The sequence below is a fragment of the Microbispora rosea genome (assembly GCF_044460045.1).
Classification (GTDB): domain Bacteria; phylum Actinomycetota; class Actinomycetes; order Streptosporangiales; family Streptosporangiaceae; genus Microbispora; species Microbispora rosea.
On record NZ_JBITJO010000001.1, the window covers coordinates 406,772 to 433,409 of the forward strand.

Here is a 26,638-nt window from a genome sequence, read left to right on the forward strand (position 1 = left end):
CCCCTACGCGAACTCGGTCGCGACCAGCGCGGCGATCTCGGCCGTGTTGAGCGCGGCGCCCTTGCGCAGGTTGTCGCCGCACAGGAACAGGTCGAGCGTGTTCGGGAAGTCGAGCGCCTGGCGGATCCGCCCGACGTAGGTCGGGTCGGTGCCCACGACGTCCGCCGGCGTGGGGAACACGCCGTTCGCGGGGTCGTCGAGCACCACGACGGTCGGGGCGGCGTCCAGGATCGCGCGGGCGCCCTCGACCGTGACCTCCCGCTCGAACGTCGCGTGGACGGCCAGCGAGTGGGTGGTCACCACGGGGACGCGCACGCAGGTCGCCGAGACCCTCAGGTCGGGGATGCCGAGGATCTTGCGCGACTCGTTGCGGACCTTCAGCTCTTCAGAGGTCCAGCCGCCGTCCTTGAGCGAGCCCGCGAGCGGCACCACGTTGAGCACCAGCGGGGCCGGGAACGGCGATCCGGCCAGGTCGGGCACGGCCTTGCGCACGTCGCCCGCCACGGTGCCCATCGTCCGGTCGCCGGCGACGGCCTCGATCTCGGCGTACAGCCGCTCGGGCCCGGCCACCCCGGCGCCGGACACCGCCTGGTAGGAGGCGACGACCAGTTCGCGCAGGCCGTACTCGCGGTGCAGCGCGCCCATCGCGGCCATCATCGAGAGCGTGGTGCAGTTGGGGTTCGAGATGATCCCCTTGGGCCGGTTGCGGGCCTGCTCGGGGTTGCACTCGGGCACCACGAGCGGCACGTCCGGGTCCATCCGGAAGGCGCCGGAGTTGTCCACGGCCACCGCGCCCCGCGAGGCGGCGATCGGCGCCCACTCGGCGGAGACCTCGTCCGGCACGTCGAACATCGCGATGTGGACGCCGTCGAACGCCTCCGGCGACAGCGCCTGGACGACGACGTCCTCGCCGCGCACGCTCAGCACCTTGCCCGCGGACCGCGGCGAGGCGATCAGCCGGATCTCGCCGTACGCGTCGGACAGGTCGGTGCGGCCGGTCAGGATTTCGAGCATGACGGTGCCGACGGCACCGGTCGCGCCGACGACGGCGAGGGTGGGCTTGCGGCTCATCGTCCGGTACCTCCGTAGACAACGGCCTCGACCTGGTCGGCGTCGAGGTCGAACGCGCGGTGGGCGGCGGCGACCGCGGTGTCCACTTCGTTCTGCCCCACGACGACGGAGATGCGGATCTCCGAGGTCGAGATCATCTCGATGTTCACCCCGGCGTCGGCCAGCGCGCCGAAGAACTTGGCGGTGACACCCGGGTGCGAGCGCATGCCCGCGCCGATCAGGGAGACCTTGCCGATCTGGTCGTCGTACAGCAGCGACTCGAAGGCCACCTGGTTCTGGATCTTCTTCAGCGCCGTGAGGGCCGTCTGGCTGTCGTTGGCCGGGAGCGTGAAGGAGATGTCGGTGCGACCGGTCGCCGCGGCCGACACGTTCTGCACGATCATGTCGATGTTGATCTCGGCGTCCGCCAGCGTGCGGAAGATGGCGGCCGCCTCGCCGACCTTGTCGGGCACCCCGACCACAGTGATCTTGGCCTCGCTCCGGTCGTGCGCGACCCCGGAGATGATGGGCTGCTCCACTTCGGTTCCTTCGCTGTAGGGGTCGGAGACGACCCAGGTGCCTTCCCTGGTGCTGAACGAGCTTCTGACGTGGATGGGCAGGTCGAACCTGCGGGCGTACTCCACGCAGCGCAGGTGCAGGATCTTCGCCCCGCACGCCGCCATCTCCATGGCCTCGTCGTAGGAGATCCGCGGGATCTGCCGCGCCGTACGGACGATGCGGGGATCAGCGGTGTAGATGCCGTCCACGTCGGTGTAGATCTCACACACGTCCGCGCCGAGCGCCGCCGCGAGAGCGACGGCCGTGGTGTCGGAACCCCCCCGGCCCAGCGTCGTGATGTCCTTGCTGTCCTGGGAGACGCCCTGGAACCCGGCCACGATCGCGATCTGACCGGCGTCGACGGCCTCCTGGATGCGGCTGGGCGTCACGTCGATGATGCGCGCCTTGCCGTGCGTCGAGTCGGTGATGACGCCTGCCTGCGAGCCGGTGAAGCTGCGCGCCTCGTGACCGAGGTTGGCGATCGCCATCGCGAGCAGCGCCATCGAGATCCGCTCACCCGAGGTCAGCAGCATGTCGAGCTCGCGGCCTGGCGGCAGCGGCGACACCTGCTGGGCCAGGTCGAGCAGCTCGTCGGTGGTGTCGCCCATCGCGGAGACCACCACCACGACGTCGTTGCCCGCTTTTTTCGTCGCGACGATCCGTTGGGCGACCCGCTTGATGCAGGACGCGTCGGCTACGGAGGAACCACCGTACTTCTGCACAACGAGCGCCACTGGAATCTCCAACGAATCAGGACGTGGAGCTCACAGTGTACTTGGACGTCCCAAACTGAGACCGGCACCGACCAGCATGTGGACGCTCCGCCGCCGGGTCAGACCGCGGTGCCCTCTTCGACCACGTCCAGCCGGGTGTGTGCGACCAGCGCCTGCAGGGCCCGCAGCGCCGCGCCCGCGTGGTTGCCCCAGGTGTTGAAGTAGGAGTACTGCCACCACCACAGCGCCTCCAGCGGACGACCCGCCTGGTAGTGCCGCAGCCCGTGGATGAGGTCGGCCGCCACCGCCGTGAGGTCGTCGGACAGCCGGTAAGGGGTGACCACGGTGTCCTTGTAGGGGTCGAACACCTCGGCGTAGTCGTCCACCGGGGCGAGGCGGGCGGCGAGAGCCGTACGGAGGGGGTCGATGTCGGGGTCGTCGCTCAGCGCGGGTTCGACGTTGCCCTGGAGGATCACGTCCTGGGCGGCCCCGAGCTGGGTGCCCGCGAGGCTGACCTGGGCCACCTCCACCAGGAGAAGCGGCAGCGTCGCGTCGCCGCCCTCACCGCCGGCCAGGCGGGTGAGGCCGTCGATGAAGTTCTGCGCGTGTCCGGCGACGCGTGCGGCCAGGTCGTTCCACTCGTCAGACATCCAGCAGCCTCCGTCCTTCGAAAGCGCGGCCCAAAGTGACCTCGTCGGCGTACTCGAGATCACCGCCCACAGGCAGACCGCTGGCCAGTCGGGTCACTTTCAATCCCAGGGGCTTGACGAGCCTGGCCAGGTAGGTGGCCGTCGCCTCGCCCTCGAGGTTCGGGTCGGTCGCGAGGATCAACTCGGTCACCTGGCCGTCGGCCAGCCGGGCCATCAACTCGCGGATCTTCAGGTCGTCCGGGCCGACGCCGTCGATCGGGCTGATCGCCCCGCCGAGCACGTGGTAGCGACCGCGGAACTCGCGGGTCCGCTCGATCGCCACCACGTCCTTCGACTCCTCGACCACGCAGATGACGTGCGGATCACGCCGCTGGTCCCGGCAGATCCGGCACTGGTCCTCTTCGGCCACGTTTCCGCACACGCGGCAGAAGCGCACCTTCTCCTTCACTTCGAGCAGCGCGTGCGCGAGCCGCTTGACGTCGGCCGGGTCGGCCGCGAGGAGGTGGAACGCGATCCGCTGCGCGCTCTTGGGACCGACGCCGGGCAGCAGCCCGAGTTCGTCGATCAGGTTCTGGACGACCCCTTCGTACATGCTCTAGAACCCCGGCAGCTGGCCGCCGAGGCCGCCCCCGAGTCCCTGCGCGAGCGGGCCCAGCTTCTCCTGCTGCAGCTCCCCCGCGGCGCGTACGGCGTCCCGCACGGCGGCGAGCACGAGGTCCGCGATCGTCTGCGCGGTCTCCTCCGGGTCGCTCGCGTCGATGGCCAGCGGGCTGATCTCGAGATCGAGAAGCTCGCCGCTGCCGTTGACGGTGGCGACGACCAGGCCGCCTCCGGCACTGCCCTCGACCTCGGCGTCGCTGAGCTCCTGCTGCGCGGTGACGAGCTGCTGCTGCATCAGCTGAGCCTGCTCCAGCAACTGCTGGAGGTTGACATCCCCTGGATTCACGATGGTTGCGCTCCTCAGCGTCCAGCGACATGTTCGTCGCGACCGAGCCTACGGCGTCCGCCCCGGTTTCCGCACCGGCGTGCGTACGTGTTCCGCGCCGGGTCGTGGGCGGACGGACACCGGTTACCCCACCAGTCTCCGTCCATGCGGCGACCGTCCCTCGGGCGGGGAAGGCACTCAGGAGTGGTCGATCTCCTCGATGACGCGGCCGCCCAGTTCACGCTGGATCAGGGCCATGCCGGACAGCTCGCTGACGTCCGCGTCGTCGTCGTTGAGCGGGTCCACGTCGTCGTCCGGACGGGAGGCCCCGCCCTTGCGGCCGGGCACCGTCTCCGGCCAGGCCTGCCGGGAGCCGGTCTGGGCGGCGGCCCGCGCCGCCGACCGTGCCGCCGAGCGCGCCGCGGCCAGGCCGGGGCTCGGCGTGGACCGCGAGGCCGGTGACGGTGAGGGTGCGTCGTAGTCGTCGGACGGCGCGTCCGGCCACGACTCGTCGGTCGCGGTAGGCGCGGCGGGTGTGGTGGGCGCGGCGGCCTTCCGCTCCGGCGCCGGGGCGGCCTCGGGAGCGGCCGGCGCGGGCGCGGAGGGCGCGGCCGTGGCCGGCGGAGCCGCCGGCGCAGGAGGTGGCGCAGGAGGTGGCGTGGAAGGCGGCACGGAAGGCGGCGCGGGCGTCTGCGGGCCGGACGGCCCGCGCGTGGCGGGACCGGCCGGGCCGGGGCCCGAACCGCCGACGACGACATCGACGCGCCAGGTGCCGCCGAGCACGTCGCCGAGCGCGGCGGCCACCACCTCGTCGCGCTTGCCCTTGAGGAAGCCCTGCACGTCGCCCGGCTTCTCGAAGCCGACGGTCACGACGTTGCCCTCGACGCCGAGCAGCCTGCCCTGGGCGTTGAGGATCATCCAGGCCACCCGCTGACGGTTCTTGATCGCTTCGAGCACCTGGGGCCAGGCCTGCTGCACCGGCCCACCGCCCGCGGCCGGCGCCTGTGCCTGTGTCTGCTGTGCCTGCGGCGGAGGCGGCGCCGTCCCGGCGCCGGGCCGTACGGGGGTCGGCCAGTCGTCCGCGGCGGGGGCAGCCGGGGCGGCGGCAGGCGTCTGAACCTGCGGCGCCGGTGCCGGTGCCGGAGCCGGAGCCGCGGGAGCCTGTGGAGCTGCGGGAACCTGTGGAGCTGGGGGAGCCTGCGGCGCGGCGGCGTAGGTCCCGGCCGCGACGCCGCGCTCCAGCCGTTCGAGCCGGGTCAGCAGCGCGGCCTCGCCCTGGTCGGCCCCGGGCAGCAGCACGCGGGCGCACATCAGCTCCAGCAGCAGGCGGGGGGAGGTCGCGCCGCGCATCTCGGTCAGCCCGGCGTTGAACACCTCGGCCGCCCGGGTCAGCTCGGCGGGGCCCATCGACGCCGCCTGCGCCTGCAGCCGCTCCAGTTCGTCGGCAGGCCGGTCGAGCAGGCCGCTGCCCGCGGCCTCGGGGACGTTGGAGAGGATCACCAGGTCGCGGAAGCGTTCGAGCAGGTCCGTGGCGAAGCGGCGCGGGTCGTGACCGCCCTCGATCACCCGGTGCACGGCCTGGAACACGGCCGCGCCGTCCCGCTTGGCGAACGCGTCGACCACCTCGTCCAGCAGGTCGCCATCGGTGTAGCCGAGCAGGGACACCGCCCGCTGGTAGGTGATGCCGGACTCGTCGGCGCCCGCGAGGAGTTGGTCGAGGATCGACAGGGTGTCCCGGGCCGATCCCGCACCCGCCCGTACGACCAGCGGTAACGCCGCCGGCTCGTACGGCACGGACTCGGAGTCGAGGATCTCCTCCATGAGCCGGCGCAGGGTCGCGGGCGGCATCAGCCGGAAGGGGTAGTGGTGGGTGCGGGACTTGATCGTCCCGATGACCTTCTCCGGCTCGGTGGTGGCGAAGATGAACTTGAGGTGCGGCGGCGGCTCCTCCACCAGCTTCAGCAGCGCGTTGAAGCCCTCACGGGTGACCATGTGGGCCTCGTCGATGATGTAGATCTTGTAGCGCGCCGAGACGGGGGCGAAGAAGGCCCGCTCGCGCAGGTCGCGGGCGTCGTCCACGCCGCCGTGCGACGCCGCGTCGATCTCGATGACGTCGAGGTGGCCGGGCCCGGTGGGGGCCAGCGCGACGCAGGACTCGCACTCCCCGCAGGGGTCGGGCGTCGGGCCCTTCTCGCAGTTCAGCGACCGGGCGAGGATGCGGGCGCTGGAGGTCTTGCCGCAGCCGCGCGGGCCGCTGAAGAGATAGGCGTGGTTGATGCGGCCGCTGCGCAACGCCTGGCGCAGCGGGTCGGTGACGTGCTCCTGCCCCTTGACCTCGGCGAACGTCCCGGGCCTGTACTTGCGGTACAGCGCAAGACTCATGCCGCCTCCTCGGAGGGTCGACCCGGCCGGAGTGCCCCGCTAACGGAGAGACCCCTCGCACACCCGCCAGAGCCCGCTTATCCTTGCTGCCTTCCGGCCCTGGGGAGGTTCACAGGATGACGCCGCGCGAGGGGTCCGCTGCACAGTCTAGCCACTCGACGGGTGTGCGCGGGCCGTCGAGACAACAGTCGAAACCACGCCGGAAAGTGGGCTAAGCTGTCCGACGGAGGATTCGCCTAGTTGGCCTAGGGCGCACGCTTGGAAAGCGTGTTGGGGGCAACCCCTCAGGAGTTCGAATCTCCTATCCTCCGCGCTTGGTTGAGCAGCAAAAACGCGAAAGGCCCGGTCCATCCAACCGGGCCTTTCGCGTATTCGGATTCACCAGGGCACGGGCCCGGCGTCGTCGAAGAACGCGCCGGTCGGGCCGTCGTCGGGCAGGGTCGCCAGCCGGATCGCGATCGCCGCGCCCTGTTCTGGCGTACGGACGCCGCGGAAGCCGTTGAGGTCGGTCGCGCAGAAGCCGGGGCAACCGGCGTTGATCAGGATGTTCGTGCCGCTCAGCTCCTTGGCGTACTGCACGGTGACGGCGTTGAGAAACGTCTTCGACGGCGCGTACGCGGCGGAGATCGGGCCCGTCTCGGCGCCGGGAGTGGTCTGCCGGGTGAGAGAGCCGACGGTGCTGGACATGTTCACGATCCGCGGCGACGCCGAACGGCGCAGCAGCGGCAGCATCGCGTTGGTGACGCGGATGACGCCGATCACGTTGGTCTCCACGGCCGCCCGCATCGTGGCGGGGTCCACCGTGGTCGGCGTCTGGGGCATGCCCCCGGTTATCCCCGCGTTGTTGACGAGCACATCGAGACGTCCCGCGCGCTCCTCGATCAGCCTGGCGGCGGCGGCCACGCTCGCGTCGTCGGTAACGTCGAGCGGCACGCCGAACGCGTCGACACCGGCCGCGCGCAGCTTCTCCACCGCGGACTCCCGGGGCTCGTCACCCCGGGCGCCGACGCCGACACTCCAGCCGAGGGCGCCGAGTCCGGCCGCGATCTCGTATCCGATCCCCTTGTTCGCGCCGGTGACCAGCGCGATCGTCTGTTCGCTCATGGATCTCATCCTGTCCGCGCCCGCCGCGAAACCTCCAACACCATTTGGGTGGGCATCGATACCTCCCCGATATCGATCGCCGGCTTCCGGCGATACCGTGGCGGCATGGAGACGCGTGAGCTGCGGTACTTCGTCACCGTCGCCGAAGAGCTGCACTTCGGGCGGGCCGCGCAGCGGCTCGGGATCGCGCAGCCGCCGCTGTCGCGGGCGATCGGGCAGCTCGAACGGCGGCTCGGGGTGACGCTGCTGGAGCGCACGAGCCGCTCAGTCACGCTGACCGAGGCCGGGTCGGTGCTGCTGCGCGAGGGCCGGGCCGCCCTCGACGCGGTCGAGGCCGCCGAGCGCCGCACCCGCCGCACCGCGCTCGCCGCGACGGGCAGCCCCGGCCTGGTCCTCGTCACGAAGGCCGGGGCGGCCGGCGAACTGCTGCCGAAGCTGCTCGACGCGTACGCCGCCGAGCCGGGTGCGGTCGCCGTCGACGTGCACCTGTGCGGGCCCGGCGAGCAGGAGCGGCTGCTGCGCGACGGCCGGGCCGACGTGGCGCTGCTGCACCGGCCGTTCGACTCGGCGTCCGGGTTCGACACCGAGGAGCTGCGCACGGAAGGGCAGGTCGTGGTCCTGCCCGCCCGGCATCCCCTGGCCTCCCGGGCGCACGTGCTGACGGCCGACATCACCGCCCTGCCCGGACTGCCGATGCCGCGCTGGCCCGGCCTCGACGGCACCTATCCGGACGGTCCAGGCCCGCAGGTCCGCGATCATACGCAGCTTCTTCAGACGATCGCGCTCGGCCGGGCCGCGGCGGTGCTGCCGGAGTCGACCCGGGCCTATCTGCCCTCCGGCCTCGCCGCGGTGCCGGTGCTGGACGCCCCGGAGGTGACGACGGTGATCGCCTGGCCGCCGCACAGCCGGTCGCAGGCCGTCGCCGCGCTGGTCCGGGCCGCCACCCGTCTCTAGGTTGGGGCGCATGGAACAGATCTGCTTCCCGGCGATTCCGAGTGCGGGAAACCTCGACGTCCGGTGGATCCACGGCTCTGAGTCGGCCAAGCACAACACCGACCCCGACATCCAGGTGCACCGGTATGACGAGCACACGTACGTCCTGCGGCAGAACAAGGCGATCAACTACGAGGCGCCCTTCATGTTCCTGATGTTCGGGAACGCCCGGGCCCTCCTGCTCGACACCGGCGCGACCGCCTCACCCGCGTACTTCCCGCTGCGCCGGACGGTGGACGAGATCGTGGACCGCTGGCTGGCCGATCACCCCCGCGAGGGCTACGGGCTCCTCGTCGCCCACACGCACGGCCACGGCGACCACATCGCGGGCGACGGCCAGTTCCGCGACCGCCCGGACACGGTGATCGTGGACCCCGCGGCGGAGCGCGTACGCGAGTTCTTCGGGCTCGGCGGCGATCTCGACGTTCCCGGGACCGTCGACCTGGGCGGCCGCGTTCTGGACGCGGTGGCGAGCCCGGGGCACCACGGCTCGGCGGTGACCTTCTACGATCGGGCCACCGGCCTGCTCCTGACCGGTGACACCGTCTACCCCGGGCGGCTGTACGTCGCCGACTGGCCGGCGTTCGAGCAGACCATCGACCGCCTGGTGAAGTTCGCCGAGTCCCGTCCCGTCACCCACGTTCTCGGCTGCCACATCGAGATGACCGGTGTGCCGGGCGAGGACTACCCGATCCGCACCACGTATCAGCCGGACGAGCCGCCGCTCCAGATGACGGTGGAGCAGCTGCGGCGGATCCGCGACGCGGTGGCGGAGATCGGCGGCCGGCCCGGCGTCCACGTCCATCCCGACTTCATCGTCTACGCCTAGCGATCCGATCAGATCCAGCCGCGCAGCAGCATGCGGCTCAGCCAGACGTCGTACGGCACGGGCACGGCGGTGAGCACGGGCGACAGCCACCAGAAGTTCACCAGTGCGAGCAGCGTGAACGCGCCCACCACCGCCGCCCCCGTGGAGCGCCGCACGGCCGGCGCGCCCGGCGGCCCGAGGACGAGCCCGCACGCCAGCACGAGCGCGAGGACCATGAACGGCACCGCCGGGAGCGCGTAGAACAGGTACATCGTGCGGTCGTCGGCCAGCGCGAAGTAGAACCACGGCAGCCATCCCGCGCCGTAGGCGAGCAGGACGGCGCCCGCCCGCCAGTCGCGGGTCCGCAGATAGCGGACCACCATCGCGATCAGCGCGAGCAGCCCGCCGTACCAGATCACCGGGGTGCCGGTCCCGAGGATCTCCTGCGAGCAGGAGGCGGCGCCGCACGCGCCGTCAGGCGACCGGTAGAAGAACGCGACCGGCCGCAGCAGCAGCGGCCAGGTCCACGGGTCCGACTGGTAGTCGTGGTGCGAGCTCAGCCCCTGGTGGAAGCCGAACACCTGGCTCTGGTAGCTCACCAGCGAGCGAAGCGAGTCGAAGACGAAGTAGGCCCAGCCGTTCGCGGTCGCGCGGTCCCAGTTGCGGCCCCATCCCCCGGCCGAGGCGAACCATCCGGCGAACGACCCGACGTACACGACGGCCGGCACGGCGCCGAGCCAGGCGAGGCCGAGCGGCCAGTCGAGGCGGGCCGCCTGCCGGCAGGGCCGGGGCAGACCGACGGCACGCCTGGCCCCGCAGTCCCAGACGAGCGTCATGATCCCGAACGCCACGACGAACAGCAGGCCGGTCCACTTGGTCGCCGTCGCCGCGCCCAGGCACACCCCGGCCGCCAGCCGCCATGGCCGTGCGCCGAGCCGTGGAGCCGGCCCGTGCAGAGGGGAGGTGCGATACCACTCCGTCAGGCGGGCGCGGGCCGCGTCGCGGTCGGCGACCAGGCAGGCGAAGCCCGCGAGCACCCAGAACATGAGGAAGACGTCGAGCAGCGCGGAGCGCGACAACACCAGATGCAGGCCGTCGAGCGCCAGCAGCAGACCGGCGAGGCAGCCGAGAAGCGTCGAGCGGGTCATCCGGCGGGCGGTCCGCGCCAGGACCAGCACGCTGAGCGTGCCCGCGAGCGCGGCGACGCAGCGCCAGCCGAAGGGCGTGACGCCGAAAAGCCACTCTCCCGCGCCGATGAGCCACTTGCCGAGCGGGGGGTGGGCGACGTACGCGGCGCACTCCTCGACCGTCCCGCACGCCTTGAACACCTCCGTGCCGCCGCGGGCGAACACCTGGTCGGCGCCGTCGGCGAACTGCCGCTCGACCCCGAACGTGATCAGCGAGTAGGCGTCCTTGGCGTAATAGAGCTCGTCGAAGACGAGCGCCTGCGGGACATCGAGACGATGGAACCGGAGGAATCCCCCGAAAGCGGCCACGGCCAGCGGGCCGAGCCACCCCCGCCCGCCCGGCATCGGCGGCACCAGCCGGGGTAGTGCGGTCAGAGGCACGCGGTGATCCTAACCCGGCAAAACGCGAAGATCAGGGCAAGACGGATCCGGCATGGCGACCGTCCCGCATGATCACCGTCATCCGGGGCAGTAGCCCCGCCAACCACCGGCAACTCCATTGGGAGCGTCGCAGATGGATTTCGATGACCGAGCGCAACTCGACGCCTCGCAGGTCGAGGACGTCGGCCGTGGAGGCGGGTTCCGCGGCGGGGGTCTGGCCGTCGGCGGCGGAGCCGCCGGCATCATCGCCCTCATCGTGGCCCTGATCTTCGGCGTCAACCCCGGCAACATCACCGGCGGCGACGACCCCGCCGGCCTTCAGCCGACCAGCGATCTGAGCGCGCAGTGCAAGACCGGCGCCGACGCCGACCAGTCGGAGAAGTGCCGGGTCGTGGGCGTCGTGAACAGCATCCAGAAATACTGGAGCGAGCAGATCCAGGGGTACTCCGGGGCGAAGACCACGCTGTTCTCCGGCGGGGTGCAGACCGGCTGCGGCGCCGCGGACTCCTCCGTCGGCCCCTTCTACTGCCCGACCGACAAGCACGTCTACCTGGACCTGTCGTTCTTCGACGAGCTGCAGTCGCGGTTCGGGGCCAAGGGCGGCCCGTTCGCCCAGGCGTACGTGATCGCCCACGAGTACGGTCACCACGCGCAGGACCTGCTCGGCACGATGAACCGGGTCGGCCAGGACCAGGGCGCGGAGAGCGGCTCGGTGCGGCTCGAACTCCAGGCCGACTGCTACGCCGGCGTGTGGGCCAAGAACGCGGTGGACACCGGCTTCTACGCCGAGCCGTTCACCGACGCCGACATCCAGGAGGCGCTCGACGCCGCCGCGGCGGTCGGCGACGACCACATCCAGGAGCAGGCCCAGGGCAGCGTCAACCCGGACGCGTTCACCCACGGCACCTCCGCCCAGCGGCAGAAGTGGTTCACGAACGGCTACTCGTCGGGCGACCCCGCGCGCTGCGACACCTTCTCCGGGGGCATCTGAGACCTGAAAAGGGCCTTGGGCGCGAACCTTTGCGTCGTCTCCTAAACTACATACCGTGATCTTTAAGTTGGTCGGTGACGGACGGCCCTATCCAGAGCACGGACTGTCGTCCCGCGAGTGGGCGCAGATCCCGCCCCGGCAGGTCCGGCTCGACACACTGGTCACCACGAAGGCGGTGCTGGACCTGCACTCGTTGCTCGCCAAGGACTCGACCTTCTACGGCGACCTGTTCCCGCACGTGGTGCAGTGGAAGGGCGAGCTGTACCTGGAGGACGGCCTGCACCGCGCCCTGCGCGCCGCCCTCCACCAGCGCTCGGTGCTGCACGCCCGCGTGCTGGAGGTCCAGGACTAGCCGGACGCTCCCTGGGCGAGATCAAGTGTCTGACTGCTTCGGTAGCCTTGCGGTCATTTGACTTGACCAGCCCTAGAAAGAAGGGAGCCGGGCAGTGCTCGACGACGCCGGACTCCACGCCCTCCGCGAGGCGGCTCGGCTGTCTCCGGACAACCTTCCCCTGCGGCGCCACCTCGCCGAGCAGCTTCTGACCAAGGGTTACCTCGCCGAGGCCGAGGCCGAGTTCCGCGCCGCCCTCGTGCTGTCACCCCAGGACCCGGACGTCATCGCCGGTCTCGCGGAGGCCTTCGTGCGGCAGAGTGCGTACGGCCCCGCGCTGTCGGCGCTGGAACCGCTCCTGGCGGCTCCCGGCCACGCGCCGCGCGCCGGGTTGCTCGCCGCCAGGGCGCTGCTGGGCGAGGGCGACGTGGCGGGGGCGGCGCGCCGGTATCACGACGCGGTCTCCCGTGATCCCTCGCTGGCCGACCCCGACCTCGCCGCCCGGCTGACGCCCCAGCCCGCCACGCCGCACGCGCCCGAAACACCCCCGGACAACGCCGAGCGCTCCGGTGTCACGTTCGCCGACGTGGCCGGCATGGAGGCGGTCAAGGAGGCGCTGCGGGTGAAGCTCCTGCTCCCCGTCCAGCAGCCCGAGCTGTTCGCCGCGTTCGGCAAGCGGGCGGGCGGCGGAGTGCTGCTGTACGGCCCTCCCGGCGCGGGCAAGACCCACCTCGCCAGGGCCGCGGCCGGCGAGCTCGGCGCGGCGTTCATCAGCGTCGGGCTGGCCGACATCCTCGACATGTACATCGGCTCCAGCGAGCGCAATCTGCGGGCCACGTTCGAGATGGCCCGCCGCAACCGGCCGTGCGTGCTCTTCTTCGACGAGGTGGACGCGCTGGCCGCGCGCCGCTCCGACATGCGGCAGGCGCACACCCGGCAGCTGGTCAACCAGTTCCTGGCCGAGCTCGACGGCGTGGAGGAGAACGCCAACGAGGGCGTCCTGGTGCTGGCGGCCACCAACGCGCCCTGGTACATCGACGTGGCGTTCCGGCGTCCCGGGCGGTTCGACCAGATGGTGTTCGTGCCCCCGCCCGACGCCTCGGCCCGCGCCGCCATCCTGCGCATCCTGTGCCGCGACAAGCCGCTGGCCGAGATGGACTACGACGCGGTGGCGAAGGTGACGGACGGCTTCGTGGGCGCGGACCTCAAGGGCGTGGTCGACCGCGCGGTGGAGACCAAGCTGCGCCAGTCGATCAGCGCGGGCCGTCCCCTCCCGCTGACGACCCACGACCTGCTCGCCGTGGCCCAGGGCACGAAACCGACGGCCGTGAAGGAGTGGCTGGGGACGGCGCGCAACTACGTCCTGCACGCCAACGACTCGGGCGCATGGGACGAGCTGATGCCCTGGATCGACGGCAAGAAGGGCAGCAGAGGCAGATGGTGACCGCCGCGGCACCGCTTGAGCGGGCGCGGACGCTGCTGGAGCTGAACCGTCCGGTGGAGGCCGAGCGGGAGCTGCGGGGCCTGCTCGCCCAGGACCCCCAGGACGTCAACGGGCACGCCTTCCTCGCGGTGGCGCTGGCGCGGCAGCGGAGGCCGGGCGAGGCGATCGGCGAGGCCGCGGAGGCGGTACGGCTCGCGCCGGACCACTGGTTCCCGCACTACGTGGCTGGTCAGGCGTACTACCGGGCGGGCCGGCCCGGGGAGGCCGCCGACGCCACGAGGGCGTGCCTGGAGCTCGCCCCCGAGCACGCGCCGGCCTGGGAGCTGCTGGCCCGGGTGCACATCCACGCCGAGCAGTGGCCGCAGGCGGCCGACGCGGCCCGCCACGGGCTCGCCCTCGCGCCCGAGGACGCCGACCTGGCGAGCCTGCTCGCGGTGGCCCTCACCATGCTCGGCGACGCCGCCGGGGCGACGGAGGCCGCCGCGCGGGCCGTGGGGCTCGACCCCGAGAGCGCCCTGGCCCACCTGGCGTACGGACGCGCGCAGCTCGCCTTCGGCTCACCCGGCGAGGCCGCCCGCGCGTTCCGCGAGGTGCTCCGCCTGTCGCCGGGGTTCGACCAGGCCAGGGACCTCCTGGTGGCGGCGCTCAAGCTGCGCAACCCCGTCTATCGCCTGCTCGCGCGGCTGCGCGGCACGTTCTTCGGCGGGTGGCGGATGCTGTTCCTGCTGCCGGTCGTGCCTCCGGTCATCGCCCTGTTCGCCCTCATCGCGCTCCTGCACTGGGCGGCCTGGGTGGCCGAGGCGGTCACCACCCTGCGCCTGGCCCGGGCCAGGGCCACCCGGCTGCTCTTCGAGGGCACGGAGGCCCGCGTGGCCCTCGTGTGCTGCTGCCTGCTGGCCGTCGGCGCGGTGCTGCTCGTGACGGGCGTGGCGACCGCCCGGGAAGCCGTGGGAATGGGCGGCGCGGCGGTCCTGGCGCTGATCACCCCCGTGCAGGAGGCGGCGCACACGAGCGCACCCCGGGGCCGGGCCGTCCTGTACGGCTGGGCGATCCTCCTGGGACTGGCCGCCGCCCTGGCGATGCTCCTGTCCTCCCCCTCCGGCGCGCTGCTCACCGCCTATGCCGGGCTGGCCGGCATCTGGGTCGCGGCGGGCGTACGGCGGCTGGCCGGGAGCCGGGCGGCGAACGCGCTCTGACCGGCCGCGCCGGGCGGCACCCCTGAACGCAAGAAAGCCGCCGACCCCTGTGATCAGGATCGGCGGCTCTCACGTCGAGCGGTGGAGGTGGGATTTGAACCCACGGTAGGTTGCCCTACACACGCTTTCGAGGCGTGCGCCCTCGGCCACTAGGCGACTCCACCGCGCAGCAGCTTACCGGACGAACACCACTGCGCGTGCATCCGTTTTCTTCCGCCCGCCGGCTCAGGTGCGGCGGCCCGAGAAGAACTCGGTCAGCACGGCCGCGCACTCGCCCGCCAGCACGCCCATGACCACCTCGGGCCGGTGGTTGAGCCTGCGGTCCCGCAGGACGTCCCACAGCGATCCGGCGGCCCCGGCCTTCTCGTCCACCGCGCCGTACACGACGCGGTCCACCCGGGCGAGGACCGCGGCCCCGGCGCACATCGTGCAGGGCTCCAGCGTGACGACCAGCGTGCAGCCCGTCAGCCGCCAGTCGCCGATCCGCGCCGCCGCCGCGCGCAGGGCGAGCACCTCGGCGTGGGCCGTGGGGTCCGCGCTCGCCTCGCGGTCGTTGCCCGCCGCGGCGAGCACCTCTCCCGGCGCCCCCGACCCGGGCCGTGACGGGCTGAGCACGACGGCGCCGACCGGCACCTCGCCGCGCCCGCCCGCTCGTACGGCCTCCGCCAGCGCCAGCCGCATGGCGGCCTCGTACGCGTCCGGCGGCGAGCCGGTCACCGCAGCCGGTCGAGCTCGTCGGCGAAGCCGAGCCGTTCGGCGATGAGGGAGAGGATGTCGGCGGGCAGCACGCCCTCCTCCATGCTGAGCTCCACGAGCTCCTCCGCGCTCAGCGAGAAGTCGCCGAGCAGCTCCAGGTCGCCGACGGGACGGATGCCGAGGTCGGGCGCGTCCTTGTCCACCACGACGCCGGCCAGCTCGGCGAAGATCTCGCCCAGGGGGTCGTTCTGCACGGCGTGCGCGTCGGAGATGAACACGCGGGGGTCGAGGTCGTCCTCATAACGGATGATCGCGAACCACTCGTCCTCGACCTCGACGCAGAGGAGCGCGAGCTCGTCGCCGTTGAGCCCGAGGGCCTCCTGCAGGGCGTCACTGAGGTCGTCGGCGATCTCGGCCTCGCCGAGATCGACCTCGGCGCCGGCCCAGCGGCCGTCGATGCGGGCGAAACCGGCGGAGAAGAGGTTGGATCTGGAGGGCATTGCCGTCTCCCCAGGTCAGCCGATGGCGGCGTCGACGGCGCGTTCGAACGGCTGGGAGAAGCCCAGCCGCGCGGCGATGCTGGACAGGACCTCGTCGGGCAGCAGATCGAGGTCGCCGGACAGCGCGCCCAGCTCCATCTCGTCGAGCCCGAGGTCGGCGAAGATGGACAGGTCCCCGGCGGGAAGCACGCTGTCGAGCTCCTCCTCCTCGGGCACCGGCACGTCGAGGTATTCGAGGACCTGCTGCGCCAGCGGCCACTCCCAGGCGGCCGTGATGTCCGAGAGGAAGACGTCCACCTGCTCACCGAAGACCCGTAACGCCACGAAGAAGTCATCCCCTACGGCGACCATGCCAATCGTGGTCCCCATGCTGGGGGTCTGGCGGAGGGCGTGAATGAGTCCGTCCAGGTCCGAGGTGAGCGCCACCGGGAGCATCTCCGCCTCCCAGCGGTCCTCCTCGCGATAGACGACGATGGCGAAGTCAAGTGTGTCCACGTCTGTCATCGTCTTCCCCACCGCGCGCTCTTCACGCAGGCAATGGTCGCAGAATCGGAGTCACACCGTACGGTGCTCACTCCAAATCGTGATCAAAGACTCAGCCGACGTCGAGAGTCTGCCCAGGAGACGGTAACTTTTCTACCCATGGAGACCCTCGTCGTCGACCACCCGCTCGTCGCCCACAAGCTCACCACTCTCCGCGACGTGCGGACCGACTCGCCGACGTTCCGCCGCCTTGCCGACGAGCTGGTCACGCTGCTCGCCTACGAGGCCACCAGAGACGTCCGGGTCACCGACGTGACGGTCGACACACCGCTCACCCCCACCCACGGCGTACGGCTGGCGCGCCCCGCGCCGCTCGTGGTGCCGATCCTGCGCGCGGGGCTGGGGATGCTCGACGGGATGACCCGGCTCCTGCCGACCGCAGAGGTGGGCTTCCTGGGCATGATCCGCGACGAGTCCACGCTCAAGGCCCAGACCTACGCCACGCGGTTGCCGGAGGACCTGTCCGGCCGGCAGTGCTACGTGCTCGACCCGATGCTCGCGACGGGCGGGACCCTCGCCGCGGCGATCAACTTCCTGTTCGACCGCGGCGCGCGGGACGTCACCGCGATCTGCCTGCTGGCCGCCCCCGAGGGCATCGCGTACCTGGACGAGGCGTTCCGCGGCGGCGACCGGCCGATCCGGGTGGTGACGGCCGCCCTCGACGAACGGCTGAACGAGAACGGCTACATCGTGCCCGGCCTCGGCGACGCCGGCGACCGCCTGTACGGCGTCGTCTGACTCCTGCCGGCCGCCCGTCTCCCCGGGGGCGATTTCCCCGGGGTCTGATTTCCCTTCCTTTCCGCGTGGTCCGTCCCTATCTCACCTCTGGTTACACTGCGCGCCCAGTAGGGTACTCAGTGTGATGACGACGTCACCTCGCGCTCTCGCGAGCGGCGCGCCACCAGGGAGAGCGATGATCCAGCATTCGGCCGACGAGCACTACGAACAGCTCGAGGCCCTGCTCAGGGACGAGTTCGCGGAGGTGCATCCTCCCGCGACGGTGACCCGGTGCGTTCAGGCCGCCCACCACGGCGCCATCGAGGTCACCGGACACGCGCACCCCGCACTGGTCGAGCGCATCGCCCGCAAGCATCTGCGGGTCCTGGCGACCGCCGCGGCGGAGCGGGGCTGACGGCCGTCACGATCACGAAAACCCGTTGGCGATTAGCCGCTTTACCAAACGGGGCGTCTGGGTAATGTATTGGTCATGGGAGTGGTGACGGCGGTGCAGGCGAAGAAAGTCATCAAGTGGACGCTCATCGTGTCGGCGGGCTTCTACCTGCTCACGAGACCGACTGACGCGGCTCAGACGGTCCACGGGGCCTTCAACGGAATCATCAGCGCGGCCGACTCGATGGCGCAGTTCTTCGCCACCCTGACATGAGACTTGTGACCCACGGGGACTCGGCCCCGTCGTCGGTCAACCGTTACCTCCTCCCCCACGAACAACAAGTCATCATGGTCCGGCGTCACCCCGCCGTCCTCCTGCGCCCTATCGCCGAGATCTTCGGCGGCCTCATCCTCGCCGGAGTCCTCAGCAAGTTCCTGAGCGACAACGGCGCGAGCCAGGCCCTCGCCCTCGTCTGGTGGGCCTGGCTCCTCCTGCTGGTTCGATTCGTCTGGAAGGTCGCGGAGTGGTCGGTCGACTACTTCGTCGTCACCTCCCAGCGCATGCTTCTCACCACGGGCCTCATCACGCGCAAGGTCGCGATGATGCCCCTGAGCAAGGTCACCGACATGAGCTTCCAGCGCTCGCTCCTCGGCCGCATGCTCGGCTACGGCGAGTTCGTGATGGAGTCGGCCGGCCAGGATCAGGCCCTGCGCACCGTCCCCCACATCCCCTATCCGGAGACGTTGTACCTCGAGGTCTGTCAGATGATCTTCCCCAGCAAGGACGGAGACGACGACTGACCGACGGTCCACCGTCCGATATCTCGACACCGTGATCGAACCTTCACCGTCGTGATTCTTGACGGAGGGTTACACGATTCGGTCGCTTCGTGCCATTATGGCGACACTATTGACCCTTCCCCCGCCCTGAGAGACCAGATGCCGAGTCAGGGAACCATCGGCGACCGCGTCCGCGGATTGCGGTTGAGCAGGCGCATGTCACAGGCCCAGTTGGCCGGACCCGACCTGTCCGACAGTTACGTCTCACTCATTGAGTCCGGAAAGCGGACGCCCACACCGGTCGTTGCCCGGTTACTCGCCGAGCGGCTCGGTTGCACCACCGAGTTCCTGCTCCACGGGATAGAACCCCGGCAGCGCATCGACACCGAGCTCGGCCTGCGACATGCCGAGCTCGAGCTGTATCACGGCGATCCCGCCGTGGCGGCCGACCGCTTCGGCGAGATCGTCAAGGCGGCGGGTGAGGACAACGCCATGCTGGCCGCCCACGCACGCCTCGGTGTGGCGCGGGCGCTGGAGGCCCAGGGCCGCATCGGCCGGGCCGTCGAGGCGTACGAGCGGCTGCGCCGCGAGGCCGCCGCGCACCCCGAGCGCCTCGCCGACCTGCCGCTGACGGTGGCGCTGTGCCGCTGCTACCAGCGGGCCGGCGACCGGCTGCGGGCGCGCGACCTCGGCGCCCAGGCGCTCGGCCAGATCGACCGGCTCGGCGTGATCGAGGGCGAGTTGGCCGTCGAACTGGCGCTGGCGCTGGTGGAGGTCGAGACCGGCCTGCCGTACGTCGAGCGGGTGCTGTCGGCCGCGGGTCCGGCGCACGCGAGCGACCGCAGCACGGAGATCCTCGCGCTGTGGCAGGCCAGCGTCACGGCGGCCGAAGGCGAGGACTCGGCGCTGGCCGTGCAGCTCGCCGAGGACGCCCTCGCGGCGGGCCGTCCGGCCCGGATCGCCGTGCGCCGTGCGCGCATCGCGATGCACTGGGCTCGCATCACCGCGGCGGATCCCGAAGGTGCCGATTTGGATCGAGCCAACGACCTGGCGAAGTCCGCGGTGGACGTCTTCGCGGGCTTCCCGGCCGAGCGGCAGAACCACGCACGGAGCCTTGTGGTGCTGGGTTTCGTACGATTCCGGACCGGAGACGCGGAATCCGCAGCCGCACTCGCCGGTGAGGCACTGGATCTATTGGACGGCGCCAAGGGGACCACCGCGGCGACCGCAAACATGGTCCTGGCCGAGATCGCGTTGGCACGGTCCCAAGATCCGGCTGCCGCGCTCGGTCGTGCTCACGACCTGCTGGACGACGAGGCGCCCGACCGGGAGACCGCCCGGGCCTGGCGCATGCTCGGCGACCTGTGGGGACAGGCCGGTGCCCTCGACCGGCAGTCAGGGGCATATCGTAGAGCCCTGGAAGCGGTCGGAATCCGCGTGAACATACCGGGCTCCATGACCACGACGGTGCTCGCTCGATAGCCTCCCCTGGGGCTCCGGACTTGTTCTGGAGGCTCTGGAATAATGAGGGTCTACCACTCATTCCATCATCGGATGATTGGCAACCCAAAGGAGGCTGACGTGAGCCTGCGGACGGCGCAGCGGGCGTCTCTCGTGGACCAGGTGATCGACCAGCTCAAGGAGCAGATCACCTCCGGCTCCTGGCAGATGAATGCCAAGATTCCCACCGAGACGGTGCTCGCCGAGCACCTCGGGGTCGGCAGGAATACGGTCCGTGAGGCGGTCCGCGCGCTGACGCACGCCGGACTGCTGGAGTGCCGACAGGGCGATGGCACGTACGTGCGGGCCACCAGCGAGCTGTCGGGTGCGATGGCCAGGCGGCTGCGCGCGGCCGAGCAGCTGGAGATCCTGGAGGTCCGGCGCGCCCTGGAGGTCGAGGCGGCCCGGCTCGCGGCGACGCGACGGACCGGCGGGGACGTCGCGTCGATCGAGGCCGCGCTGGCCGCGCGCGAGAAGGCATGGTCGGGCGGCGACCCCGACGCGTTCGTCGAGGCCGACCTCGCCTTCCACGTGGCGGTCGTCGAGGCCACGCACAACAGGGTGCTGATCGACCTCTACAGCGACTTCTCCGCGGCGCTGCGGGCGAGCATCGCGGCGGCCGGCGGCTCCCTGGAGCAGAACTACATTCCCCACGACGCGATCGTGCGCGCGATCGTCGCCGGCGACGCCACCGCGGCCGAGCGGGCCGGTCACGCGTGCATGGAGCACATCCTCATCGCCCTCACCGACTCCGCCGCCATCCCCTCCTGAGCCCCGCCCCGAAACCCCACTGCCCGGCGGGGCCGCGCGAACGGCACCCGCGGGGCTCGATCAGGTGGGCACGCGGTCAGGCGAGCGTGCTCAGCCGAGCCGCAGGGACATGACGAGGTAACGGAAACCAGGGTCCTCGCCCTCGTCGGTGATCAGCGCGGGACGGGTCGGCGAGTCCATGTGGAGGCGCGCCCGCCCGGTCTCGACCCCCGCCAGCCCGTCGAGCAGGAAGTGGGGCTGGAAGGCGATCTGGATGTCCGGACCCGCCAGCTCGGCCTCGACGACCTCCGCGCCCCTGCCGATGTCACCGCCTCCGGCCTGGATCAGCACCTGTCCCTGGGAGAACGACAACCGGACCGCGGCGTTGCGCTCGGCGACCAGCACGACGCGCTTGACGGCCTCCACGAACGGTCCCACCTCGGCGTCCGCGTGGATCGTCCACTCTGAGGTCAGCCGGGACCGGTAGTCGATGAACTGGTCGTCCAGCAGCCGCACGGTCGTCGTGCGTCCCTGGCTCTCGAAACCCGCCACGTTGTCGCCCAGGCCGATCGCCACCTCGCCGCCCCGCAGCGATCGGGCCACCTCGACCAGCACCCGCGCCGGCACGACCACGCCGTGCTGCGCGTCCTCCCGCTCGGGATGCCACAGGAACTCGGCGGCGGCGATGCGGTAGCGGTCGGTCGCGGCCATCGACATCCGCGTGCCCTCGATGTCCACGCGGATGCCCGTCAGCATGGGCAGCGTGTCGTCGCGGCTCGCGGCGGCGGCCACCTGCCCGACAGCGGTGGCGAACGCGCCGCCGCCCACGGCGCCGACCTTCGGCGGCATCGGCGGAATCGCGGGGAAGTCCTCGTCCGGCATCGTGATCAGCCCGAACTCCGCGCTGCCGCAGGTGAGCACCGCCTCCGAGCCGCTTCTGACGATCTCGACGGGCCGGGCGGGCAGGCTCCGGGTGATCTCGGCCAGGACCTTGCCGGGAATCAGCACCCGCCCCGGCTCGGCGACATCGGCCTCGACGTCGGCACGGGCCGAGACGTCGTAGTCGAAGGCGGACACCCGCAGATCGTCTCCCGCTTCCAGCAGCAGGCCCGCGAGGACGGGCACGGCGGGCCGGGCGGGCAGCACCCGGGCCGCCCACGCCACCGCGTCGGCGAGCACGTCGCGGTTCACCTGGAATTTCATCCCGACCTCCTGCCTGTGCCACGACTCGCTCCCAACGTAGCGGCCCGCACCGACAATCCCGGCGGTGCTACTTGCTGTTGAGGAAGGCGAGCACGGCCAGCACGCGGCGGTTGTCGTCGTCGGAGGCCGCGAGGCCGAGCTTGGTGAAGATGTTCGCCGTGTGCTTGCCCACCGCGCTGTCGCTGAGGAACAGCCGCTGCCCGATGGCGGCGTTCGACCTGCCCTCGGCCATCAGCTCCAGCACCTCGCGCTCCCGGGGGGTGAGGCGGCCGAGCGGTTCGTTTCGCGCGTTGCTCGCCAGGAGCCGGGCGATCACCTCGGGGTCCATGGCCGTCCCGCCGGCCGCGACCCGGCGTACGGCGTCGACGAACTGCTCGCCGTTGAACACCCGGTCCTTCAGCAGGTAGCCGACGCCGCCGGACCCGTCGGCCAGCAGCTCCCTGGCGTACAGCTGCTCGACGTGCTGGGAGAGCACGAGGACCGGCAGGCCCGGCACCTGCCGCCGCGCGGCCAGAGCGGCCTGCAGCCCCTCGTCGGTGAAGGTCGGCGGGAGCCGCACGTCCACGACGGCCACATCGGGACGCTCCCCCACGAGCGCGGTGAGCAGCTCGGGGCCGGACTCGACCGCCGCGACCACCTCGAAGCCGTGCGCGCGCAGCAGGGCGACCAGGCCCTCCCTCAGCAGGTGGAGGTCTTCGGCCAGCACTACGCGCACCCGCCGCCCTCCGTTTCCCTGGTCCGCACCGTCGTCGCCAGCGCGACGGCCAGCAGGCCGCCGCCGAGCAGAATCATGCCGACGATGGCCGGCCACTGGAAGGGCCCGGGCATGTACAGGGCCAGGAACCAGGACTTCACCGGCGACCCCACCAGCTTGAACACCATCGCGACCAGTCCCTGCGGGAACAGCGCGATCGGCCACAGCGCCCAGCACAGGCGGCCGAAGTAGCGCCACGGGGTCGTCGGCGCCGGCCTCGTCCGGAACGCCCGGGGAAGTTCGATGACGGCCGTGGTCGGGCCGCCCACCGGGCTGTTCACCGCGAGGACGCCGTCGAAGGCCCCGAGCCTGCGCTCGATGCCGCGCAGGCCGGTGCCGCGCTCGGGGTCCGCGCCGCCGTGGCCGTCGTCGGTCACCGTCACGCGCAGCGCCGGGCCCTGCGCGCTCACGTCCACCCACGCCTCGGTCGCGTCGCCGTGCCTGGCGGCGTTGGCCAGCAGCTCGCTCACCGCGAAGTACGCCGCCGACTCCAGCGGCGCGGAGGCCCGCTCGGGCAGGTCGACGGTGACGTGGACGCGCAGCGGACTGTCCAGGGCGAGGGCGCGTACGGCGTCGCCGAGGCCGCGCTCGGCCAGCACCGGGGGATGGATGCCGCGCACCAGCCGCCGGATCTCCTGCAACGCGGTCGCCGACGCCTCCCTCGCCTTGCCGAGCAGCGCCCGGGCGGCCCGCGGGTCGCTTTCCAGCAGTTGCTCGGCCGCGCCGATCGTCATGCCGATCGCCACCAGGCGGGCCTGCGCGCCGTCGTGCAGGTCACGCTCGATCCGGCGCAGCTCGGCGGCCTGGGAGTCGACGGCCTCGGTGCGGGCGGCGTCGAGGCGGGTGACCCGCTGGGCGAGCCTGGCCTTCTCCGTGGGCCCCAGCAGCGCGGCGGCGACCTGGCCGTGCAGGCGCACGGCCCACGGCGCGTACCAGGGCGCGACGATCACCGCGAGCAGGATCCAGACCGCGCCCATCGCCGGGTTGCCCCCGGCCGCCCACGCGACGCCGTACGCGACCGCCAGCAGCGGAGCGGCGGCCACGAATCCGCCGGCCAACGGCGCGGAGACCAGGAAGGCGAGGTCCCGCCAGGTGGCGGGGTCCTTGGTCATCCAGTTCCACCGCTTGTTGAAGGCCGGGATCGTGGGCTTCCTGTAGAGGGTGCGGCCGTCGCGATACCAGCCGTCGGCCTGTGGGATCGGCGGGGGCGGCGCGGGCCGGTACGGGTCGTCGATCGGCACGCCCGACCAGCGGGCGGCCAGCCCGCGCTGCCGCCGGGTCACGGCCCGCGCGAACCGTACGGCCGGCGGGAAGACGAACACCAGGCCGACCAGGAAGGTGAGCATCACCGCCACGAGCATCGCCAGGCCGGCGGCCAGGCCCAGCAGGGCGAGGCCGGCGAGGGCGGTGCTCCGGGCCAGGGCGGTGAGGGTCGAGCGAGCTGAGGCCATGTGTTCAGTCTGGGCGCTGACGCCGGGTGGGCACAGTGGGCGAAGCCGCCCGATGGGGGTGGAGGAAAGTGCACCCCCATCGGGTCCGCAGCCGCATTCCGGGCCGCCCGCCAGATTCCTAGCGTCGTCGGCATGGCAATCATCACCGTGGACCACCTCCGCAAGACGTACGGAACGCGGGTCGCGGTCGAGGACGTGTCGTTCTCCGTGAAGGAGGGCGAGGTCTTCGGCATCGTGGGCCGCAACGGAGCGGGCAAGACGACGACGGTCGAGTGCGTCGCGGGGCTGCGCACCCCCACCGCGGGCACGGTCACCGTGGACGCGGACCTGAAGGAACAGGTCGGCGTGCAGCTCCAGGAGTGCTCGCTGCCCGACAAGATCCGGGTCGGGGAGGCGCTGGCGCTCTACGCCTCGTTCTACTCCCGGCCGGCCGACTGGCGGGCCCTGGCCGCGGAGGCCGGGCTCGACCTCCGCGCGCCCTTCGGGAAGCTGTCGGGCGGGCAGCGCCAGCGGCTGTCGGTCGCGCTCGCGCTGGTCGGCAGCCCGCGCGTCGCGATACTCGACGAGCTCACCACCGGCCTCGACCCGCGCGCCCGCCGCGAGACCTGGGAGCTGATCGCCCGGATCAGGGAGCGCGGCGTCACGATCCTGCTCGTGACCCACTTCATGGAGGAGGTGGAGCGCCTGTGCGACCGGGTCGCGGTCATCTCCCGGGGGCGGGTCCGGGCGGTGGACACCCCCGCCGGACTGGTCGCCCGCGCCGGCGGCGAGCAGCGCCTGATCTTCCACACCGACGATCCCGTCGACGGCCTGCGGGCGCTGCCCGAGGTGGCGTCGGTCACCGTTGCCGACAGGAACGGCACGGAGGTCACCGTCACCGGCACCGGCGACCTGTTGAGCGCCGTGGCCGCCGTGCTGCCCCCGTCCAGGACGCGGGGCCTGCGCATGGAGCGCACCTCCCTCGACGACGCGTTCCTCGTTCTCACCGCCGAATCCCTCACCGGCAAGGAGGAGTCATGACGAAGTCCTTCGGAAAGCTCGCGGCCGTGGAGGCCCGGCTCTTCCTCCGCGAGCCGATGGCGGTGTTCTTCGCGATCGTGCTGCCGGTGGGACTGCTGCTGGCGCTGGGCCTGACGATCCCCGGTTTCCGGGACGCGGATCCGTCGCTGGGCGGGCAGCGGTTCGTGGACGCGCCCTTCACGGCGATGATGGTGCTGCTGTCGGTCGTGACGCTCGGGCTCAGCGTGCTGCCGAGCAGCCTCGTGATCTACCGGGAGCGCGGCGTGCTGCGGCGGCTGTCCACCACGCCGGTGCGGCCGGGCGCGCTGCTGTCCGCCCAACTGCTGATCAACGTGGTCGTGTCCGTGGTCGCCACCACGCTGACGCTGGTGCTGGGTCACCTGGTCCTCGGGGTGCCGCTGCCGGGCTCCCCCTTGGCGTTCGTGGCGGTCTTCGTCCTCGGCACGCTCACCGTCCTCGCCATCGGGCTGCTGCTGGCCGCCGTCGCGCCGAGCTCCCGGGTCGTCCAGGGGGTGGGCTCGACCCTCATGTTCCCCTTGTTGTTCCTCGCCGGGATGTGGCTGCCCCGGCCGCTGATGCCCGAAATCCTGCGCCGGATCAGCGACTTCACGCCCACCGGCGCCTTCGGGCAGGGGCTGATGGACGCCCTGGGCGGGCACGCCCCCCAGCCGCTCCACCTCGCCGTACTGGCGGGCTGGGCGCTGGCCACCGGTCTCGTCGCGGCCCGGCTGTTCCGCTGGGAGTGATCGATGCGGGTACGGACGGCCCGGCGGCTACCTCGGAGGTAATCGCCGGGCCGATCGGCGACCCGATAGCGTCCAGGACGTGACCGTCGCAACGCCCTATCAGCGGCCGTTCGGTGAGCTCCTGCGTCAGTGGCGCGAGCACCGGCGGATGAGCCAGCTGGATCTGTCCAACCGCGCGGAGATCTCCACCCGGCACATCAGCTTCCTGGAGACCGGCCGGTCCACGCCGAGCCGGGACATGGTGCTCCATCTCTCCGAGCACCTCGACCTTCCGCTCCGCGAGCGCAACCACCTGCTGCTGGCCGCGGGCTACGCCCCCGTCTACGGCGAGTCCCCGCTCGCCTCGCCGCAGATGGCGGCGGTGTACGACGCGATCCGGCGGCTGCTGTCGGCCCACGATCCCTACCCGGCCGTGGTGGTGGACCGGCTCTGGAACCTCGTCGACGCCAACGACGGCATCGGGCTGCTGGCGGAGGGCATCGACCCCGACCTGCTCGGCAACGTGCTGCGGGGAAGCCTGCACCCCGAGGGGCTCGCCCCGCACATCGTCAACCTGGGCGAGTGGCGGGCGCACCTGCTCGGCCGGCTGCGGCGGCAGATCACGCTCACCACCGATCCGCAGCTCGCCGAGCTGTACGCCGAACTGCGCGAATACCCCTGCGACCAGCCCGAACCCGAGGTGGAGCTGCCCGGCCCCGGTGACATCCTCGTGCCGCTCCGGGTGCGGCGGGCCGGGCGGGAGCTGTCGTTCTTCAGCATCGTGGCCACCTTCGGCACCCCGCTCGACATCACGGTCTCCGAGCTGGCCATCGAGTCGTTCTACCCGGCCGACGCGGCGACGGCGGCCTTCCTCCGCGACACCTCTTCGTGAT

The 26,638-nt window shown here is 71.7% G+C and carries 29 protein-coding genes, 2 tRNA genes and 1 other RNA gene; 16 read left to right on the forward strand and 16 right to left on the reverse strand.

The features are described from left to right. Positions 1-3: 3 nt before the first annotated feature. The 7 genes from ACIBK1_RS01870 to ffs form a co-directional block, all read right to left on the reverse strand. A complete protein-coding gene (locus ACIBK1_RS01870) occupies positions 4-1,071 on the reverse strand; it encodes an aspartate-semialdehyde dehydrogenase (protein WP_396731607.1) in 1,068 nt (355 codons plus the stop codon). Further along, positions 1,068-2,342 carry an aspartate kinase gene (locus ACIBK1_RS01875; RefSeq protein ID WP_030508661.1) on the reverse strand — a complete coding sequence of 425 codons (1,275 nt, stop codon included), beginning with the start codon at positions 2,340-2,342 and terminating at the stop codon, positions 1,068-1,070. Before ACIBK1_RS01875 ends, ACIBK1_RS01870 begins: the two co-directional genes overlap by 4 nt. 98 nt (positions 2,343-2,440) lie before the next feature. Continuing rightward, positions 2,441-2,971, reverse strand: coding sequence for a DUF5063 domain-containing protein (locus tag ACIBK1_RS01880; protein WP_030508660.1), 531 nt, complete (start codon positions 2,969-2,971; stop codon positions 2,441-2,443). Then, positions 2,964-3,563, reverse strand: a complete 600-nt coding sequence (gene recR, locus ACIBK1_RS01885) for a recombination mediator RecR (RefSeq protein ID WP_030508659.1) — start codon at positions 3,561-3,563, stop codon at positions 2,964-2,966. Before recR ends, ACIBK1_RS01880 begins: the two co-directional genes overlap by 8 nt. Before the next feature lie 3 nt (positions 3,564-3,566). Next, on the reverse strand, positions 3,567-3,917 hold the full coding sequence (locus ACIBK1_RS01890; protein WP_030508658.1) for a YbaB/EbfC family nucleoid-associated protein: 351 nt from the start codon (positions 3,915-3,917) through the stop codon (positions 3,567-3,569). A gap of 177 nt (positions 3,918-4,094) precedes the next feature. Further along, on the reverse strand, positions 4,095-6,278 hold the full coding sequence (locus ACIBK1_RS01895) for a DNA polymerase III subunit gamma and tau (protein WP_396731616.1): 2,184 nt from the start codon (positions 6,276-6,278) through the stop codon (positions 4,095-4,097). A gap of 43 nt (positions 6,279-6,321) precedes the next feature. Beyond that, an RNA gene (gene ffs, locus ACIBK1_RS01900) (signal recognition particle sRNA small type) lies at positions 6,322-6,417 on the reverse strand. An 86-nt stretch (positions 6,418-6,503) separates the two neighbouring features. Between ffs and ACIBK1_RS01905 the strand changes: the two genes are divergently transcribed. Then, a tRNA-Ser gene (locus ACIBK1_RS01905) sits at positions 6,504-6,589 on the forward strand. A 67-nt stretch (positions 6,590-6,656) separates the two neighbouring features. On the opposite strand, the gene ACIBK1_RS01910 is transcribed toward ACIBK1_RS01905, so the two are convergent. Further along, positions 6,657-7,382, reverse strand: coding sequence for an SDR family oxidoreductase (locus ACIBK1_RS01910; RefSeq protein WP_030508656.1), 726 nt, complete (start codon positions 7,380-7,382; stop codon positions 6,657-6,659). Positions 7,383-7,487: 105 nt separating this feature from the next. Here ACIBK1_RS01910 and ACIBK1_RS01915 point away from each other — a divergent pair, with 105 nt between their 5' ends. Together ACIBK1_RS01915 and ACIBK1_RS01920 are read left to right on the forward strand one after the other, a co-directional pair. Then, positions 7,488-8,336: a LysR family transcriptional regulator gene (locus tag ACIBK1_RS01915; RefSeq protein WP_396731621.1), complete on the forward strand. Its 849-nt coding sequence runs from the start codon at positions 7,488-7,490 to the stop codon at positions 8,334-8,336. A gap of 10 nt (positions 8,337-8,346) precedes the next feature. Continuing rightward, positions 8,347-9,204, forward strand: coding sequence for an MBL fold metallo-hydrolase (locus ACIBK1_RS01920; RefSeq protein WP_030508654.1), 858 nt, complete (start codon positions 8,347-8,349; stop codon positions 9,202-9,204). Between the two features lie 8 nt (positions 9,205-9,212). Here ACIBK1_RS01920 and ACIBK1_RS01925 read toward each other — a convergent pair whose 3' ends face one another. Next, entirely contained in the window at positions 9,213-10,751 is a 1,539-nt protein-coding gene (locus tag ACIBK1_RS01925; RefSeq protein WP_396731624.1) for a dolichyl-phosphate-mannose--protein mannosyltransferase, read from the reverse strand. Between the two features lie 133 nt (positions 10,752-10,884). Between ACIBK1_RS01925 and ypfJ the strand changes: the two genes are divergently transcribed. The 4 genes from ypfJ (at position 10,885) to ACIBK1_RS01945 (ending at position 14,713) form a co-directional block, all read left to right on the forward strand. Further along, the gene (ypfJ, locus tag ACIBK1_RS01930) at positions 10,885-11,742 is read left to right on the forward strand and encodes a KPN_02809 family neutral zinc metallopeptidase (RefSeq protein ID WP_030508652.1); all 858 of its coding nucleotides are present in this window, start codon (positions 10,885-10,887) and stop codon (positions 11,740-11,742) included. Positions 11,743-11,797: 55 nt separating this feature from the next. Then, positions 11,798-12,094, forward strand: a complete 297-nt coding sequence (locus ACIBK1_RS01935) for a type II toxin-antitoxin system VapB family antitoxin (RefSeq protein ID WP_030508651.1) — start codon at positions 11,798-11,800, stop codon at positions 12,092-12,094. Between the two features lie 94 nt (positions 12,095-12,188). Next, positions 12,189-13,517, forward strand: coding sequence for an ATP-binding protein (locus tag ACIBK1_RS01940; RefSeq protein WP_076439816.1), 1,329 nt, complete (start codon positions 12,189-12,191; stop codon positions 13,515-13,517). Next, a complete protein-coding gene (locus ACIBK1_RS01945; RefSeq protein ID WP_396731628.1) occupies positions 13,511-14,713 on the forward strand; it encodes a tetratricopeptide repeat protein in 1,203 nt (400 codons plus the stop codon). The genes ACIBK1_RS01940 and ACIBK1_RS01945 overlap by 7 nt, the downstream gene beginning before the upstream one ends. A 79-nt stretch (positions 14,714-14,792) precedes the next feature. Here ACIBK1_RS01945 and ACIBK1_RS01950 read toward each other — a convergent pair. The 4 genes from ACIBK1_RS01950 to ACIBK1_RS01965 all read right to left on the reverse strand — a co-directional run bounded on the left by ACIBK1_RS01950 (position 14,793) and on the right by ACIBK1_RS01965 (position 16,413). Then, positions 14,793-14,877 (reverse strand) — tRNA-Ser (locus ACIBK1_RS01950). A gap of 61 nt (positions 14,878-14,938) precedes the next feature. Continuing rightward, positions 14,939-15,394 (reverse strand): tRNA adenosine(34) deaminase TadA, encoded by a 456-nt coding sequence (tadA, locus tag ACIBK1_RS01955; protein ID WP_396733102.1) that lies wholly within the window; start codon positions 15,392-15,394, stop codon positions 14,939-14,941. Between the two features lie 32 nt (positions 15,395-15,426). Continuing rightward, positions 15,427-15,909, reverse strand: a complete 483-nt coding sequence (locus tag ACIBK1_RS01960; protein WP_030508647.1) for a tRNA adenosine deaminase-associated protein — start codon at positions 15,907-15,909, stop codon at positions 15,427-15,429. Positions 15,910-15,924: 15 nt separating this feature from the next. Next, complete coding sequence (locus tag ACIBK1_RS01965) at positions 15,925-16,413, reverse strand: tRNA adenosine deaminase-associated protein (protein ID WP_030508646.1); 489 nt, start codon at positions 16,411-16,413, stop codon at positions 15,925-15,927. Positions 16,414-16,551: 138 nt separating this feature from the next. On the opposite strand from ACIBK1_RS01965, the gene upp reads away from it, so the two are divergent. The 6 genes from upp to ACIBK1_RS01995 all read left to right on the forward strand — a co-directional run bounded on the left by upp (position 16,552) and on the right by ACIBK1_RS01995 (position 20,613). Then, on the forward strand, positions 16,552-17,190 hold the full coding sequence (gene upp, locus ACIBK1_RS01970) for a uracil phosphoribosyltransferase (protein ID WP_076439819.1): 639 nt from the start codon (positions 16,552-16,554) through the stop codon (positions 17,188-17,190). 175 nt (positions 17,191-17,365) lie between these two features. Beyond that, on the forward strand, positions 17,366-17,584 hold the full coding sequence (locus tag ACIBK1_RS01975; RefSeq protein WP_030508644.1) for a hypothetical protein: 219 nt from the start codon (positions 17,366-17,368) through the stop codon (positions 17,582-17,584). A gap of 75 nt (positions 17,585-17,659) precedes the next feature. After that, on the forward strand, positions 17,660-17,836 hold the full coding sequence (locus tag ACIBK1_RS01980; RefSeq protein WP_156080953.1) for a hypothetical protein: 177 nt from the start codon (positions 17,660-17,662) through the stop codon (positions 17,834-17,836). After that, positions 17,833-18,363 carry a PH domain-containing protein gene (locus ACIBK1_RS01985; protein WP_030508643.1) on the forward strand — a complete coding sequence of 177 codons (531 nt, stop codon included), beginning with the start codon at positions 17,833-17,835 and terminating at the stop codon, positions 18,361-18,363. The genes ACIBK1_RS01980 and ACIBK1_RS01985 overlap by 4 nt, the downstream gene beginning before the upstream one ends. Positions 18,364-18,501: 138 nt before the next feature. Next, positions 18,502-19,824 (forward strand): helix-turn-helix domain-containing protein, encoded by a 1,323-nt coding sequence (locus ACIBK1_RS01990; RefSeq protein ID WP_036406927.1) that lies wholly within the window; start codon positions 18,502-18,504, stop codon positions 19,822-19,824. 99 nt (positions 19,825-19,923) lie between these two features. Continuing rightward, on the forward strand, positions 19,924-20,613 hold the full coding sequence (locus ACIBK1_RS01995) for a FadR/GntR family transcriptional regulator (protein ID WP_030508641.1): 690 nt from the start codon (positions 19,924-19,926) through the stop codon (positions 20,611-20,613). A gap of 90 nt (positions 20,614-20,703) precedes the next feature. Here ACIBK1_RS01995 and dnaN read toward each other — a convergent pair whose 3' ends face one another. The 3 genes from dnaN to ACIBK1_RS02010 form a co-directional block, all read right to left on the reverse strand. Beyond that, entirely contained in the window at positions 20,704-21,795 is a 1,092-nt protein-coding gene (gene dnaN, locus ACIBK1_RS02000) for a DNA polymerase III subunit beta (RefSeq protein ID WP_396731631.1), read from the reverse strand. A gap of 67 nt (positions 21,796-21,862) precedes the next feature. Beyond that, entirely contained in the window at positions 21,863-22,510 is a 648-nt protein-coding gene (locus ACIBK1_RS02005; protein WP_030508639.1) for a response regulator transcription factor, read from the reverse strand. After that, positions 22,501-24,000 (reverse strand): sensor histidine kinase, encoded by a 1,500-nt coding sequence (locus ACIBK1_RS02010; protein WP_396731634.1) that lies wholly within the window; start codon positions 23,998-24,000, stop codon positions 22,501-22,503. Before ACIBK1_RS02010 ends, ACIBK1_RS02005 begins: the two co-directional genes overlap by 10 nt. 132 nt (positions 24,001-24,132) lie before the next feature. Between ACIBK1_RS02010 and ACIBK1_RS02015 the strand changes: the two genes are divergently transcribed. The 3 genes from ACIBK1_RS02015 (at position 24,133) to ACIBK1_RS02025 (ending at position 26,637) form a co-directional block, all read left to right on the forward strand. Continuing rightward, entirely contained in the window at positions 24,133-25,020 is an 888-nt protein-coding gene (locus tag ACIBK1_RS02015) for an ABC transporter ATP-binding protein (protein WP_076439825.1), read from the forward strand. Continuing rightward, on the forward strand, positions 25,017-25,766 hold the full coding sequence (locus tag ACIBK1_RS02020; protein ID WP_076439827.1) for an ABC transporter permease: 750 nt from the start codon (positions 25,017-25,019) through the stop codon (positions 25,764-25,766). Before ACIBK1_RS02015 ends, ACIBK1_RS02020 begins: the two co-directional genes overlap by 4 nt. A gap of 79 nt (positions 25,767-25,845) precedes the next feature. Then, positions 25,846-26,637, forward strand: a complete 792-nt coding sequence (locus ACIBK1_RS02025) for a helix-turn-helix domain-containing protein (RefSeq protein ID WP_030508635.1) — start codon at positions 25,846-25,848, stop codon at positions 26,635-26,637. Position 26,638: the final 1 nt, after the last annotated feature.